The following is a 15,608-nucleotide window of genomic DNA, read 5'->3' as shown; positions in this document are numbered from 1 at the left end:
ATGGGATGTGGAAGTTGTTCAACAGGTGGTGGTTGCACCCCTAATGGATGCAAAAGTAATGGCTCATGTGGCACCGGTGGTTGCCAAACAATGGAAGTTCACGATTGGCTATCCAATTTGGATATGCCATCTAATTATAAACCTTTTCAGGTTACAGAAATTAAATTTAAAGGTTCGCGTAAGGAGTTTTTTCTTAATAACGACAATATTTATCTCGAAATTGGAGAACTTGTTGCTGTTGAGGGGCCTACGGGTGGTTTTGATGTTGGGCACGTTTCGCTAACAGGCGAATTGGTGCGCATTCAGATGAAACGCCGCAAAACTGCGCTTGATCAGGTAACCAAAAAAATATACCGCAAGGCCACAGAGGCTGATGTGGAAAAGTGGAACGCCGCCAAAGGGATGGAGTGGGAAACCATGCACAAAGCCCGTAAACTGGCGCTTGATCTTCGGTTACAGATGAAAATCAGTGATGTTGATTACCAGGCTGATAAAACCAAGGCCACATTCTTTTATACTGCTGATGGCCGTGTCGATTTTCGCGAGCTGATTAAAAAAATGGCCGAAAGTTTCCGCATCAGGATCGAAATGCGCCAGATTGGAATGCGTCAGGAAGCAGGCCGTTTAGGCGGAATCGGATCTTGCGGCCGCGAATTATGCTGCTCTACATGGTTAACCAATTTTAAAACCGTTTCTACAGCTGCTGCACGTTATCAAAACCTTTCGTTAAACACTTTAAAGCTTGCTGGCCAGTGCGGCAAATTAAAATGCTGCCTAAACTACGAGTTGGATACCTATTTAGATGCTTTAAAGGATATTCCGGATAGAATCGAAAACTTAGATACCGAAGCAGGTTATGCCCGCCACCAGAAAACAGATATTTTTAAAAAAATAATGTGGTTCAGTTACCAGGGTGACGAAAACTGGATTCCGGTTAAAGCGGCCCGTGTAAAAGAAATTATGGCCATGAACAAGGCGGGTAAAAAAGCACCAAATCTTAAAGAAGAAGCGGTTCAAATTGCTGCGCCGGTTGTGATCGAAAAATCTTTCGATTATGAGAATGTGGTTGGTCAGGATAGTTTAACCCGGTTGGATGAACGATCACGGGGTAAAAACAACCAGAACAGAAACAACAGCCAGAAAAATAGCCGCAATAATAACCAGAATAGAAGAGATAGAGTGCCTGCTGGCGATAAAAATGCCGGTCCAAATAACAGGTCTCAACAGCCTGCGCAAGGCGGACAGAAACCTCAGCAAGGGAACAAGCCACAGCCTAACGGGCCGAAACAGCCACAAAATTCTGGGCAAAAGCCTCAGCAACATGTTGTGCCTAAGCCACAGCATGTTAACGGACCTAAGCCGCAAAATATCAATAAGCAAAAACCACAGCAGCCCCAGGCACAAAAACCTGTAGTGAAAGCTGAGGGTGAGGCTGGAGCAGATGGTTTAAAACCTGAGCAAAGTAAAAATAAGAGCAGAAATAACCGTAGGAAGAACAATAACCGCCGAAATAATAACAATGGCTCAGAAAATAAACCTGCTACAGAGTAAAAAGCAATTGTTTTTGCTTGGTTTTTTATTGGTGATTTCGTTGTTTGTTGGCTGCACCACCAGTGTAATTGATAGTAATGTAGAAATTACCGATCGAAGGTGGAGCTACCGCAGGCATATTCTTACCTCGTTTGAAATTAAAGACAATACCAAAGCCTATAATATATACTTTAAACTTAGGCATACCGCTGATTATAAATATGCAAATATTTTTATTCTTGCACATTTTAAGGATGGTAAAAACACGGTAACCAGGCGGTATCAATACAAACTGGCGAAAAACGACGGTGAGTGGCTGGGCAGTGGATCGGGCAATCTATTTACCTATACCCTACCAATGCTTACTAACTATCATTTTCCTAAAAATGGCAAGTTTGAAATAGAGATTGAACAAAATATGCGTGATAATCCACTGTTGGAGGTGAGCGACGTCGGCTTAACTGTAAGTAAGTCCTCGGGAAATTAAAAAGCATCAGCCTGTGAAAATGTCGCTCTTCATATGAATCTTTTTCGGGTTGATCGAAATATTCCCATGTCTAACCGTCTACCAGCTCAATGCTGCTGAAAGAGAGTCAACTGCAAAAATAATGTAGTATATAAATATGCGGAAGGAGTTCTGAACCCAACAAGCCACAGAAACAGGAGAATAGTAACTATAAAAGATTATATTTTTGTTAGCATAGAGGTGAAAGTAGTACATAAAACAGACGAAACGGTTTAGATGGATTTTTCGCAAGTTTTCTTTTCCGGATGTCGTAAACGCAGTACTATATTCAGTTTCGTTCGTGTATTACGCTACAGTCGTTGCAATAATAGGAAAAAATAAAACAACTTTATGGCTTCAAAAAAGTTTGAAAAAACTATTGCTTATCAGCTATCTTTTTAAAATAAAGCCGAACTTTTTATAAATTACTGATGAAGTCTGAAATTCAATTTTCAAAGTAAGTTATAAATATTGCAGTAAACTTTCCAGTTTCATTCCGCGTGATCCTTTTAATAGCACCAGATGATTTTGCACAGGATTTTCTTGCAGATAGTTTTCTGCTTCGGCTGGGCTTTCGAAAAAAACGCCGTTAACATCGTTTTTAAACGTATAAAAATCTTTTCCGATAAAAATAATCTGATTCAGATCACTTTCAGCTGCCTGTTTTGCAATTAAGTCATGCTGCGCAAGAGATTCAGGCCCCAGTTCGAACATATCGCCCAAAATAGCCATTTTTTTACCTGCCGATAATACCGCAATATTTTTTAAAGCTGCCGACATGCTGCTGGGATTTGCATTGTAAAAATCGCAAATAACCGTATTATTTTCTGTTTTGGTAAGTTGCGAGCGGTTGTTTTTAGGTTGATAATTCGATAAACCATTATTTATTGCTTCAGGGCTCATGTCGAAAAAATCACCTATGCATATTGCTGCAAGAATATTTTCGAAATTATAACTTCCGGTTAAATTGGTTTTTACGGTAGATGATACATCATGATTTGTCCACTCCACTTCAATAAAAGGATCGCTGCTTTTTAATGTCCCTTTAATGGTATTGCCATTTTCAGTTCCATAATAAATTAACTTACTTAGGCCAGCAGCAGTACTCATTTCGAGTAAATAAGCATTATCCCTATTAATAAAGGTATAACCATGCGTTTCTTTTAAGTAGGCGTAAAGCTCGGCCTTTCCTTTTTTTACCCCTTCAAATCCACCAAAACCATCTAGGTGCGCCATGCCTACATTGGTAATAATGCCATGGGTTGGCTGGGCAATGGTACAAAGCAGTTCTATTTCCTTTTGGTGGTTTGCCCCCATTTCAATTACCGCAATCTGAACATCATCAGTGATGGATAATATAGACAAAGGAACGCCTATGTGGTTATTTAGGTTGCCAAAAGTCGCAAAGGTTTTATATTGCTCTGCTAAAACAGCATTTACCAGCTCTTTACTGGTTGTCTTTCCATTACTCCCAGTTAAACCGATCACCGGGATGTTTAACTGTTTGCGGTGTTGGCGTGCAAGATCCTGTAAAGCGGTCAAAACATCATTTACCAACAAAAACTGCTCGTTTACGGCATATTTTTCTTCATCTACAACGGCAAAAGCCGCACCTTTTTCAATGGCCTGGGCAGCAAACTCATTGGCGTTAAAAAGATCTCCTTTTAGGGCAAAAAAGATACAACCCGAACTGATATTTCTTGTATCGGTAGAAATAACGGGGCTTTGCAGGTAGTATTGGTATAATTTTTCAGTTGTGATCATGCTTATCGTAAAAAATATGATGTAAAATTAAGCTTTAGCAACAACAAAAAACAAAATTAGTACATTAGGTAAAATTATTTTCCTATGAAGAGACTGTTAACGTTCTGCCTAAGCTTTCTTAGTTCTGTATTATTTGTACATGCCCAGCTAAAATCTCCAGATGATTTTTTGGGCTATGAGCTTGGTTCGCACTTTACTCCTCACCATAAAGTAGCCGATTACTTTAGGCAAACTGCTGCGGCTTCTCCAAAAAACATTAAACTTATTGAGTATGGTAAAACCAATGAAGGAAGGCCTTTAATGGTTGCCATTGTTTCATCAGCGGAAAATATAACTAAGCTAGAGCAGATCAGAAATAACAATATCGTACTGTCAACAGGAACGAATAATAATAGTATCGATTTAGCAAATCAACCTGCCATTCTTTGGTTAAGCTACAATGTGCATGGGAACGAGGCAAATTCTACCGAAACCGCTATGAAGATGCTTTATACGCTTGTTTCGGGCATTAATAAGCCTGCCAATGAATGGCTAAAAAATACAGTTGTTGTTATTGATCCTTGTTTAAACCCGGATGGAAGAGACCGTTATGTTAATTACTTTAATAGTGTGGTGGGTAAAACGCCTAATTCCGATCCATCATCAAGGGAGCATATTGAACCTTGGCCAGGTGGCAGACCTAATCATTATTATTTCGATCTGAACCGTGATTGGGCCTGGCAAACACAAATAGAAAGCGTGCAAAGATTGGCTCTCTATAACCAATGGATGCCACAAGTGCATGTAGATTTTCATGAACAGGGCTATAATGAGCCTTATTATTTTGCACCTGCAGCAGAGCCCGTACACCAGGATATTACGCCTTGGCAGAAGAGCTTTCAGGTTGTGGTAGGAAAAAATAATGCAAAGTATTTTGATGCCGAAGGGTGGCAATACTTCACTAAAGAGCGTTTCGATTTGCTTTATCCCTCTTATGGCGATACCTATCCTTTATATAACGGATCAATTGGGATGACGTATGAGCAGGGCGGAATAAGGGCAGGATTATCAGTAGTAACAAATGATGGGGATACGCTTACCTTAAAAGACCGTATTGCACACCACTTTACCACAGGAATGTCGACGCTTGAAGTAACTTCCTTAAACCATCTAAAATTATTAGAAGAATATAAAAAATATTTTCAGCAAGAGCTAACCACTGCTCCAGGCATTTATAAAAGTTACATCATTAAGCCCAGCAATTTATCACGGTTGAAAAAATTGGCTGAGCTATTAACAAAAAACAAGATTGAATTTGCTTATGGAGGAGATAAAACAGGAAAAGCTTACGATTATGATACGCAAAAGGAAGAATCCTTTACGATAGGTCGTAATGATTTGATTGTAAATGTTCAGCAACCGCGTGCCGTTTTGGCGAATGTTTTATTGGAACCGCAAACATTTGTAACCGATTCTAACACATACGACATTACCGCTTGGGCCCTGCCTTATGTATATGGATTAAAAGGTTATGCAAGTAAAGAGAGCATCAGAGGTAAATTCTCATCCTTGGAAGAACCGAAAACTGTTAATAATGAGGTAGATAAACCCTTGGCATGGCTTTTTAGCTGGGGAACCAACGAAGATGCCCGCCTTTTAATTGCACTGCAAAAAGAAAATATAAAAGTGCGCCAGGCCGATCAGCCTTTTTCAGTTGGCGGTAAAGATTATCCTGCCGGAACATTGATTGTATTGCGGGCAGAAAATGAGAAATCACTTAAAGGCATAAAGGAAAAAGTGGCTTTAATTGCTAAAATGCTCGATAAACCGATTCAAGCGGTGAGCAGCGGTTTTGTAGAAAAAGGAAAGGATTTTGGATCTAATGTTTATCCGCTCCTAAAACAACCAAAAATCGCTATAGTATCTGGAATGGAAGTGTCATCTCTGGCTTTTGGCGAAGCATGGTTTTATCTGGAGCATGATTTAAACCTTTCACCGAGTATCATTAATGCAAAAGACATCAATAATTTGGATATCAATAAAGTTAATACCCTCCTATTGCCTGATGGAAGTTATAGTCCTTTTATTGGGGATGGTTTAACCGCATGGCTGAATAAAGGCGGTAAGCTTATTTTAATGGAAGATGCGATTGAAAGTGTATTGGAGAAAAAAGGCTTTGATATTAAAAAGAAAGAAGCCCCAGTAAAAAAAGATGAAAAACCGGAAGCCAATAAACTGCTTTTTAAGGATAAAGACCGTGATGACTTCGAAACAACTATACCAGGGGCAATTTATAAGATTAACCTCGATGCGAGCCATCCTTTTTCTTATGGCCTTGGTAAAGCCTATTATAGTTTAAAAACCGACCGCAAAATTTACGAACCTTTTGTTAAGGGTTGGAATGTGGGGTTAATTAACGAAAAAAGTTTAATGGCAGGTGTGGTAGGAAAAAAAGCACGGGAAGAACTAAAAGCTGGACTGCTAATTGGCGTTCAGGATTTTGGCCGGGGTGAGGTTGTTTACCTGGCTAATAATCCCCTGTTCAGAAATTTTTGGGAAGGTGGAAAAACGCTTTTTGGGAATATTCTGTTCTGTAGCTATTGATTTACAGCGTGTCAAATACTATGTTTTTAGTTTAAAAAGTAGATTATATCAGAATATCAGTTAATTAAATAGTGCCTTTATGTCTATTTAAAGTAGGTTTTGTTAAAATATGTTAAAAAACATTTGTTTCAACAAGTAGTTAATTTTACATTAGCGTACAATTAATATCATTAACTAACCTATTATTAACTATGAAAAAACTTCTACAAAGTTTGTTCGTATTGTTGCTAATTGTTACTACAGCAATGGCTCAAGATCGAACAATCACAGGTACAGTTACGGCTTTGGATGACAAACTTCCCATCCCAGGCGTTTCTGTAAAGGTTAAGGGCACTACTATTGGTGCATCTACCGACGCAAACGGAAAGTATTCACTTTCAGTTCCTGCAAATGCAACTACACTGGTCATTTCTAGCCTTGGTTTCGGCACAAAAGAAATTACTATTGGCTCATCAACTGTAATTAATGCAGTACTATCCTCCGATTCTCAACAACTTGGAGAAGTTGTGGTAACAGGTGCCTTGGGTATCAAAAGACAGGCAAAAGAAATTGGCTATTCCACTACTAATGTTAGTGCGAAAGATTTAACCCAAACCAATGTAACTAACTTGGCAAATGGTTTAACTGCGAAAGCTGCAGGCTTGCAGGTAAGTACTGTTAATAATGGTATTGATCCTCAGGTAAGGATTACATTACGTGGAGCAAGATCAATCAACGGTAATAACAATGCCTTAATAGTTCTGGATGGAGTTCCTATTCCAAACGGAACGTTAAACTCGATAAACCCAAATGATATTGAAGATGTTACTATCTTAAAAGGATCGAGTGCATCAGCACTTTATGGTTCTGAAGCTTCAAATGGTGCTTTAATTATCACTTCAAAAAGGGGTACTACAGCAAATAAACCAATTATTAAATACGGTAACTCGTTTCAGATTAATAAAGTTTCTTATTTTCCTGATATTCAAACAAAATTTGGTCCTTATGGAGGAGAAACTGTTGCAGATGGTTTCCGTGATCCGGATACTGGGTTTCCATTATTTACTGGATATGAAAATCAGTTATATGGCCCGGCATACAATGGCGCAACCTATCAGTTAGGTGCTCCTATTGCAAATGGGGAGAAAAATATGATTACTTATTCTCCTAACGAAAAAAGCCCCATTGAAGCTTTTTTCAAAACAGGATTTACCGAGCAAAATGATCTTTCTTATCAAAGTGGTGATGTAGATAACAATTTCTACTTTTCTGCTCAAAATATTTACACAAAAGGTGTAATTCCTGATGATTTGTCTAAAAGAACTTCTTTACGTGTTTCTGGTACTAAAACATCTGGTATTTTTAAATTAGATTATTCTGTTGGCTATACAAATGGTAATACGAGCACTTATGGAATTAATTATTCTACAAATGCAACTACTCAGATTTTGTATGCTAATTTATTCCAAATGCCAGCTTTTATCAATATTGCAGATTTAGCTGAAGGAGATAACAGTAAATTTTATAATCCAAATGATTACTATAGTGCCTATAATGTAAATCCTTTCTGGCAAATCAAGAATTCCAGAAGAGAAAATAAAAGTGATACTTTTTTGGGTAATATTAGCTTAAATGTAAAGCCTACAAAATGGTTTGATGCTACTTATCGCTTATCTCAAAATTTTGGTATAAATACCTTAAAATATACACGTAAAGAAGTGCAGTTTTCTGCTTATGCTGCAGGAGATCCGCTTGGTGTTAGTAATATTCCATCCCGTTATGGTGCTTCTAGGAAATCGCCAGGTTTTGTACAGGATTATACTCAATATGGTGATGGTACTACAACATATAATCCATTGAATAATCAAGGGTCATCTCGTTTACAACAGGATATTTTTGTTAAATTTAATCATACTTTCTTTGATGATTTCAAAACAGATTTATTATTGGGTAATACCATCTGGCAAACCAAAGTACGTATACAGAATGACCAGAGCGCAAACTTGTTAATTCCGGATTTTTATAATATTGGATTAATTTCAGGTGCGCCAACGGCTAATCAAAGTGAGTTCTTTGTTCGTCAAATTGGTTTTTATGCGTCCCTAAATATTGGATATAAAGATATTGCATTCTTACAGGCTACTGCCAGAAATGATGATGATTCACGTTTATCTGCAAGTAAGCGTTCATTCTTCTATCCTTCATTATCTGGATCATTCGTATTTACTAATGCTTTTGAAGCTTTAAAGGGCAATAAGATCATTTCATATGGTAAGCTTAGGGCCGCAATCAGTAAGGTTGGTCAGGTGAGTGTTCCACCATACTCAATCAATAACGTATTCTCTAGTACTCCTGGTTTTCCATACGGTGGTTTAGGTGGTTTATCGTTAGGTACAACCAATAACAACCCACTCTTAGAGCCTGAGTTTGTAAATGAAAAGGAAATTGGTATTGAGCTAGGTTTATTAAATAACAGGATTAACTTAAATGCTACCTATTATAAACAAAACAGCAAAAACCAAACATTAGGTGTTCAAACTTCAGCCTCTACAGGATTTAATACTGCAACAATTAATGCTGGTGAAATCGAAAACGATGGTTATGAATTTGAACTGAACGGAACAGTTCTTCCTGCAGGGCCGAATTCAGTTGGCTTGAAATTAGGCGGTAATTTTGGTATCTACGATTCTGAAGTTAAGTCGTTACTTCCAGGTAGTACACAATTTCAGATTAGCTCTGGTACCACTACATCTGTATATGCTGTTGTTGGTCAGCCATTCCCATCATTACTTGGAACAGATTATGCACGTGATCTTCAGGGCCGTGTAATTGTTGATGCAGGCGGTACAACTGCAGGTTATCCGCAATTGGGCTCAGGATTAACAAATTTTGGAAGAACGACTCCAAAATATGTTATGGGCTTAAATTTATCTGCTAGCTATAAGTTTATGACGCTTAGTGCAGTGGCAGAATATAAAAGTGGATTTGTAATTTTAAACTCTGTTGCTTCCACATTGGATTTCGGTGGGATATCTGCCACAAGTGCTTCAGCAGATCGTCAACGTTTTATTTATCCTAATTCAGTTATCCAAACTTCCCCTGGTGTCTACGTTCCGAATACGACAGTTCCGGTTGTTGACGGTAATTATGGTTTCTGGCAATCATCTAACTATGGCGCAGCTGCCACTCCATTTGTAACAAGCGCTGCATTTTGGAAAATTAGGGAAATTGCTTTGAATTTTAATCTAACGCAGTTTATCAACAAAACTAAAGCTATCAAAGGATTGAACTTTGCGCTAACCGGTAGAAACTTATTTATGTTTAGACCAAAAGATAACCCTTATACCGATCCTGAATATAATTTGGATACTTCTAATGCAACCGGAGTAACCAATGCAAATCAAACACCTCCTTTAAGAATTTTCGGTGCAAATCTTCAGGTAACATTTTAAATGACAATTATGAAAAAGATATTTTCCATCATAGCACTTTCTGCAATAATCGGCATTACTGGTTGTAAGAAAGACTTTTTGAGCCTGGAAGTAAACCCAAATACACCTTCTGTGGCTACCCCTCAATTTCAGCTGTCGGGAACTTTAGCTGTTTCAGCTAATTTATATAATGCCAACGTAGTAGCAACTGGTAATGGGGCGATTAGCCTTACAACAGGTGGTTATCCGGCTACAGTTGGGGTTTGGATGGGTTACTGGACACCAAGTGGTAATTATGTTCCCAATTCGGCACTCAATACAAATAACTTCACCAATACCGCTTACCAAATATTTACCCAGTTTTACCTTAACCTATCAAATTATAATGATCTTGTTAAAAAAGGAACTGCTGATCCAACATTGGTACATTTTGCTTCAATAGGCAAAATTATGAAAGCTTTTGAATTTCAGACATTGGTTGATACTTATAATAATGTTCCTTATACTGATGCCTTTAAAGCACCAGATGTTCTTTTTCCTAAATATGACTCAGGCGAATCTATTTATGATGATTTAATTAAACAACTTGATGCGGCGATAGCAGCAATAAAAGCTGCACCAACATCTGCAGTAAATCCGGGCACTTCAGATATTGTATTCAAAGGTACAATGGCCAACTGGATTAAGTTTGCTAATACAATCAAGTTAAGGTTAGCGATTAGACAATGGAATAAGTTACCAGCTAAACAGGCAGCATTAAAAACTGCTATTTTAGCCACAAGTGCTGATGGCTACGTGGATGAAACGTTCCAGGTTGCTGCAAACCCTGGCTATACTAATGATGATGCCAACAGTGGCAAACAAAGCCCGTTCTGGCTAAGTTATGGTGCTAATGCAACAGGTGCTGTTTCGCTTCCTGGTGATTATTATAAAGCTAATAATTATGCTATTACAAAATTGAAAAATACGAATGATCCCCGTTTGTCTAGATTGTATGCCCCTGCCCCTGCCCCAACAGATCCAGCAGTTCCATTTTTTGGAAATATTTATGGATCTACAGCACCAAGCAATAATCCAAAAACAAGTGGCATAGGCCCTGGTTTACTTACAGGACCCACAATGAATGCGGTGTTAATGAGTTCTGCCGAATCATTGTTTCTACAGTCTGAGGCTGCTGTTTATAGCATACTTCCCGGAAATGCACAATCCTTATATGAAAAAGGAATTACTGCGTCATTTACTGCTTTAACAGTTCCTAATGCTGCAACTGCAGCAGCTGCCTATTACGGACAGGCTATAAATAATGTAAGTTGGACGGCTTCTACAGATAAGGTTCAGGCAATTATCGTTCAAAAATGGACTGCTTTAAATGGTTATGGAAATCTTGAGGCTTACAGTGAATACAGAAGAACAGGTTTCCCGTCTGATATTCCGGTTTCTACTCAGTCTACTCAGCCAACAATTCCAAGTAGGATTTTCTATCCAGCAACAGAATTGTCTAACAACGGCGATAATGTTAAGGCTCAGGGAACAATTAATCAGTTCACATCCAAAATCTTTTGGGCTAAATAATTATAACTATGAAAACAAAATATCATTCAAAAAAAATTATTCCTGTTATCCTTTTTTCAGCGATAATAAGTTTAAGCTCATGTCTAAAATCAAAAGATACTTTTGTTGATTTTAGTAAGGTAGGAACTACTATCGAATTGCCTTTGGCGGCGTTAAATCAGGAAACAGGTGTTAAAGTGGTTGCCAAAACATACACTTCAAGTACAACTGCGACTGATTTACCAGTTGTAGTTAACATTGCCTCTCCAAAGCCATTGGATAGAGATTTAAAGGTTACTTTAGCTGTTAATGCTAATGATGCGATTGGTAAACTGAATACGGCTGTTCCTGCAGGAGGTTATATTTTGGCACCTGCAAACCTTTATTCGGTTTCTAATTTACAAGTTACAATTCCAGCTGGCCAACGAACAGCCACAGCAGTTTTTAAAATTAATTCATCATTAATTGGAGCAGCAAATACCAAATATGTATTACCTGTCTCTATTGTTTCAGCAGATGGAGAATCAATAAGTTTGTATAGTACCGTTTATTACAATCTTTTGGTAAACTAATATAATTAACAATCTTAATATTGAAGCCTTCCAGAATTATTTCTGGAGGGCTTTTTTATTTATAGGAAAAGTTAAGCAATTGTTCCCTTCATTAATGATATGTCATTCTTGTATTATAAATTAATGGATCTAATTTTTGAAGAAAAGCAACTCAACTTTTGTAAAAAATCTTATTCTATACTCCAAATAGCACTATGTAAATCTTATTCATCTCAAAAAAATCATTGTTTTATGGATAAAATTCCTTAAAATTTTCTACTAAGACTTTAGTAGATTCTGGCACGGTTTTTTCGTGAGTATTACCTAGTTAATAATCATCCAAAAGGCCTATTCTGCGTACTTAGGTGTCTTAAAATGTGAATTTTGCGTAAATAATTTGACAACTTGTGTATGATTTTCCCCAAAAAGCCTTTTTACTCATACAGTATAATTGTCAAAATAAAGTCATTATGCATTTAGGTTTTGTTAAACTTTGTTAAAATATAGCTTATCTCTACTATATTTAGCACTTCAAAAATCATTAACTAACCTATTTTCAAATTATGAAAAAACTTCTACAAAGTTTGTTCATTCTTGTGCTATGCGCATCCTCAGCATTTGCACAAGATAGAACGGTAACTGGTACAGTAACATCTCAAGAAGATGGTCTACCTGTACCAGGTGCATCAGTAAGGGTAAAAGAAATCCCAAGTTTAGGCGCTCAAACAGGCGCAAACGGAAAATTCTCACTTAGTGTTCCTAAAAATGGAAAAACATTAGTGGTAACTTTTTTAGGTTACGGAACCAAAGAGTTTGTTATTCCAGCAAACAATGTAGTTAACGCCTCTTTAAATTCTGATGTTACTTCATTAAATGAAGTTGTTGTAACTGCCGGTGGTGTTACTATCCAGCGTCGTCAGCAAGGTAACCAGTCTACTACCGTTAAAGCTGAAGAATTAACACAAGGTAAAGCATTTAACGTTGCAAGTGCCTTAACGGGTAAGGTTGCTGGATTACAGGTTAACGCAGTTAGTAGTGGTGTTAATCCAAACATCCGTTTGGTATTAAGGGGTAACCGTTCGTTATTAGGTAATAACCAAGCCTTGGTTGTGGTAGATAACGTGATTGTGCCAAGTGATATCTTAGGAAATTTAAATCCTGAGGATATTGAGAACATTGAGGTACTGAACGGTGCTGGTGCCGCCGCACTTTATGGTTCTGATGCTTCTAACGGTGCATTAATTATTCAAACTAAAAAAGGTAAAAGAGGTGCTTCAACTATAAATATTAGTCATACTACTAATGTTGAGCAGGTAAGTTTCTTACCTCAATTACAAGAGCGTTTCGGTTCTGGTACCGGTAATGATGATGTACCAAGTTATACACCATTTGAGAATCAACAGTATGGTCCTGCGTTTGATGGTGTTGTTCGTCCGATAGGTAAGCCTTTAGCTGATGGATCTATCCAATCAGTACCTTACTCATTTAACTCTGATGAGAATAAAAATGCATTTTGGGAAACTGGTGTTTCAAATCAAACCGACTTTAACTTATCCTCTGGTGATGATAAGGGAACATATTATTTTTCTGGTCAATATTTTGATCAAAAAAGTACCGTTCCAGGAGATAAGTATAATAGGTTTACCATGCGTGTTAACGGTGAAAGAGATTTAGGTAATAATGTTACCTTCGGCTTTAACTTAAATTATGTCCAAAATCGTTACGATCAATCAAGTGCTATTGCAACAGTTTATGATAATGTTTTGCAATCGCCAGGACAAATTCCTTTAACAAGATATAAGGATTATAAAAATGATCCTTTTTCTACACCGGATGGTTACTATAATGAGTATTACCAAAATCCTTACTTTGCGTTAGGAAATAATAGAAGTGCTACTCGTAATGATTATTTAACTGGTAATGCTCAATTAAAATGGAAACCAATAAAAGATTTATCTTTATTGGTTAGGGCTAACCTCTCTAACAGAGCTTTTTCAAACAAATCTACAACAGATAAATTCACTTATTCTGGATATAGGTTAGGTTTGACCCCTAATTTTTCAAATGTAGTAGGTGGTGTGAGTGATTATTCAGGTTACAATGTTCAAATTAACCCAGAGTTTCAGGCGCAATACATTAAAAAATTAAGTAAAGACTTTTCTTTGAATGTAATCGGTGGTGCTACTATGCGTCAGAACACTTACAAAAGCGTAAATGTTAATACAAATGGAGGTTTAGCACTCGCTGGATTCTATAACATATCTAACGGTTTACAAAACCCAGGTGCAGGTGAATCTAATTTCAAAGCTAGACAGATTGGCGTTTATGCAGATGCCCGTTTAGGTTTCAGAGATTATTTGTACTTACACGTAACAGGTAGAAACGACTGGAGATCTGTATTGGCTCCTGAAAGTAGATCTTTCTTTTATCCTGCTGCAGATATTTCATTCATTGCTTCGGATGCAATCCCTTTCTTAAAAAACTCAAAGATTATAGAATCTTTGAAAATTAGAGGCGGTGTTTCAAAAGTAGGTAATGTCAATTTAGGTAACAGTTCAAACTTCGGTGCTTATTCGCTATTACCAACTTTTGGTCAGGCTTATGGTTACCCTTATAATGGTATTCCGGGATTTACTTTGAGTGATCGTATTGTTTCGCCTAATATTAAACCTGAGATTACTTTAGCCTATGAGGGTGGTGTTGATTTCTCATTATTGAAATCAAGAATTACAGGTAGTTTCACTTATTATAAATCGAATACTACCGATCAAACAGTTCCAGTAAATGTTGCAAACTCAACTGGTTTCTCATCTTATTTGACTAACACAGGAGAAGTTAGCAATAGGGGGGTAGAAACAAGCCTTCGTTTTGTTCCATACAGAAATACAAGTAATGGTTTAGAAGTTACTGTTGGTGCCAACTATACTTATAACGACAACAAGGTAGTTTCTATTAGTAACGGCTTAACCCAGTTGGGATTATCTGGAACTACTACTTTAGGTGTTTATGCGGTTGAAGGATCTGCGTTCCCTGTATTAAAAGGAACAGATTACAATAGGGATCCTCAAGGAAGAATTATAGTTGATAAGTTTACAGGTTTTCCAAGTGTTACTACCGGAACTAGTATTTTGGGAAATACCGAACCAAAACATCGCTTAGGTGTTGATGCTGCGGTTACCTTTAAAGGCTTCCGATTGGCGGGCTTGTTTGAATACCGTGGTGGTTTCGTTATGGCTCAAAATTCAGGAAGTTTCGATTTCTCTGGTGCTGGTATCAGAACAACCTATTTTAACCGTGAACGTTTTGTTATCCCTAACTCGTCATATCTGGATCCTGTTACAAATACATACGTTGAAAATACTAACATTACCACGCGTACAGGTGGTGTTGATTTTTGGACAAATGGACCAACGAATACTGGTGTAGCCACAAATTATACTTATTCTGCAGCATTCTGGAAATTAAGAGAGCTTTCATTATCTTATGAACTTCCAAAATCAATTCTAGGAAGTTTGAAGTATGTTAAAGCTGCGCGTATCAGTGTTCAAGGTAGAAATTTATTCATTTGGACGCCTAAAACTAATATTTATACAGATCCTGAATATAGTGCGGCTGGTTCTGATAACAATGGTATTGGTATTACCTCTTTAGGTCAAACTCCGCCTTCACGCGTTTATGGTGCCACATTATCATTAACTTTTTAATAATACACAT

Annotated in this window: 8 protein-coding genes; 7 read left to right on the top strand and 1 reads right to left on the bottom strand. The window is 37.4% G+C overall.

Annotation, left to right across the window (positions count from 1 at the left end; translation table 11 throughout):
• Both ricT and ASE74_RS22065 read left to right on the top strand, forming a co-directional pair.
• Window positions 1–1,551, top strand: a complete 1,551-nt coding sequence (gene ricT / locus ASE74_RS22070; RefSeq protein WP_082458898.1) for a regulatory iron-sulfur-containing complex subunit RicT — start codon at window positions 1–3, stop codon at window positions 1,549–1,551.
• Entirely contained in the window at window positions 1,520–2,017 is a 498-nt protein-coding gene (locus tag ASE74_RS22065; RefSeq protein ID WP_055914182.1) for a gliding motility lipoprotein GldH, read from the top strand. The genes ricT and ASE74_RS22065 overlap by 32 nt, the downstream gene beginning before the upstream one ends.
• Window positions 2,018–2,497: 480 nt before the next feature.
• Here the strand turns inward: ASE74_RS22065 and murF are convergent, their stop codons facing one another.
• Complete coding sequence (gene murF, locus ASE74_RS22060; protein WP_200912346.1) at window positions 2,498–3,799, bottom strand: UDP-N-acetylmuramoyl-tripeptide--D-alanyl-D-alanine ligase; 1,302 nt, start codon at window positions 3,797–3,799, stop codon at window positions 2,498–2,500.
• A gap of 84 nt (window positions 3,800–3,883) precedes the next feature.
• On the opposite strand from murF, the gene ASE74_RS22055 reads away from it, so the two are divergent.
• The 5 genes from ASE74_RS22055 (at window position 3,884) to ASE74_RS22035 (ending at window position 15,598) form a co-directional block, all read left to right on the top strand.
• The gene (locus ASE74_RS22055) at window positions 3,884–6,382 is read left to right on the top strand and encodes a M14 family metallopeptidase (protein ID WP_055914179.1); all 2,499 of its coding nucleotides are present in this window, start codon (window positions 3,884–3,886) and stop codon (window positions 6,380–6,382) included.
• Between the two features lie 191 nt (window positions 6,383–6,573).
• Window positions 6,574–9,813 (top strand): SusC/RagA family TonB-linked outer membrane protein, encoded by a 3,240-nt coding sequence (locus ASE74_RS22050; RefSeq protein ID WP_082458897.1) that lies wholly within the window; start codon window positions 6,574–6,576, stop codon window positions 9,811–9,813.
• Window positions 9,814–9,822: 9 nt separating this feature from the next.
• On the top strand, window positions 9,823–11,364 hold the full coding sequence (locus ASE74_RS22045; protein WP_162235838.1) for a SusD/RagB family nutrient-binding outer membrane lipoprotein: 1,542 nt from the start codon (window positions 9,823–9,825) through the stop codon (window positions 11,362–11,364).
• A gap of 8 nt (window positions 11,365–11,372) precedes the next feature.
• On the top strand, window positions 11,373–11,915 hold the full coding sequence (locus ASE74_RS22040) for a DUF1735 domain-containing protein (RefSeq protein ID WP_055914170.1): 543 nt from the start codon (window positions 11,373–11,375) through the stop codon (window positions 11,913–11,915).
• A 542-nt stretch (window positions 11,916–12,457) separates the two neighbouring features.
• A complete protein-coding gene (locus ASE74_RS22035) occupies window positions 12,458–15,598 on the top strand; it encodes a SusC/RagA family TonB-linked outer membrane protein (RefSeq protein ID WP_055914168.1) in 3,141 nt (1,046 codons plus the stop codon).
• Window positions 15,599–15,608 lie beyond the last annotated feature (10 nt).

Source organism: Pedobacter sp. Leaf216 (genome assembly GCF_001421515.1).
In the GTDB taxonomy this organism is placed as follows: Bacteria; Bacteroidota; Bacteroidia; order Sphingobacteriales; family Sphingobacteriaceae; genus Pedobacter.
The sequence above is the reverse complement of the archived record's forward strand: the minus strand, read 5'-3'. Positions and strand labels throughout refer to the sequence as shown.

Coding starts and splice junctions, on each gene's coding strand:
- ricT (WP_082458898.1), top strand. CDS start 1: ATGGGATGTGGAAGTTGTTCAACAGGTGGTGGTTGCACCCCTAATGGA.
- ASE74_RS22065 (WP_055914182.1), top strand. CDS start 1,520: ATGGCTCAGAAAATAAACCTGCTACAGAGTAAAAAGCAATTGTTTTTG.
- murF (WP_200912346.1), bottom strand. CDS start 3,799: ATGATCACAACTGAAAAATTATACCAATACTACCTGCAAAGCCCCGTT.
- ASE74_RS22055 (WP_055914179.1), top strand. CDS start 3,884: ATGAAGAGACTGTTAACGTTCTGCCTAAGCTTTCTTAGTTCTGTATTA.
- ASE74_RS22050 (WP_082458897.1), top strand. CDS start 6,574: ATGAAAAAACTTCTACAAAGTTTGTTCGTATTGTTGCTAATTGTTACT.
- ASE74_RS22045 (WP_162235838.1), top strand. CDS start 9,823: ATGAAAAAGATATTTTCCATCATAGCACTTTCTGCAATAATCGGCATT.
- ASE74_RS22040 (WP_055914170.1), top strand. CDS start 11,373: ATGAAAACAAAATATCATTCAAAAAAAATTATTCCTGTTATCCTTTTT.
- ASE74_RS22035 (WP_055914168.1), top strand. CDS start 12,458: ATGAAAAAACTTCTACAAAGTTTGTTCATTCTTGTGCTATGCGCATCC.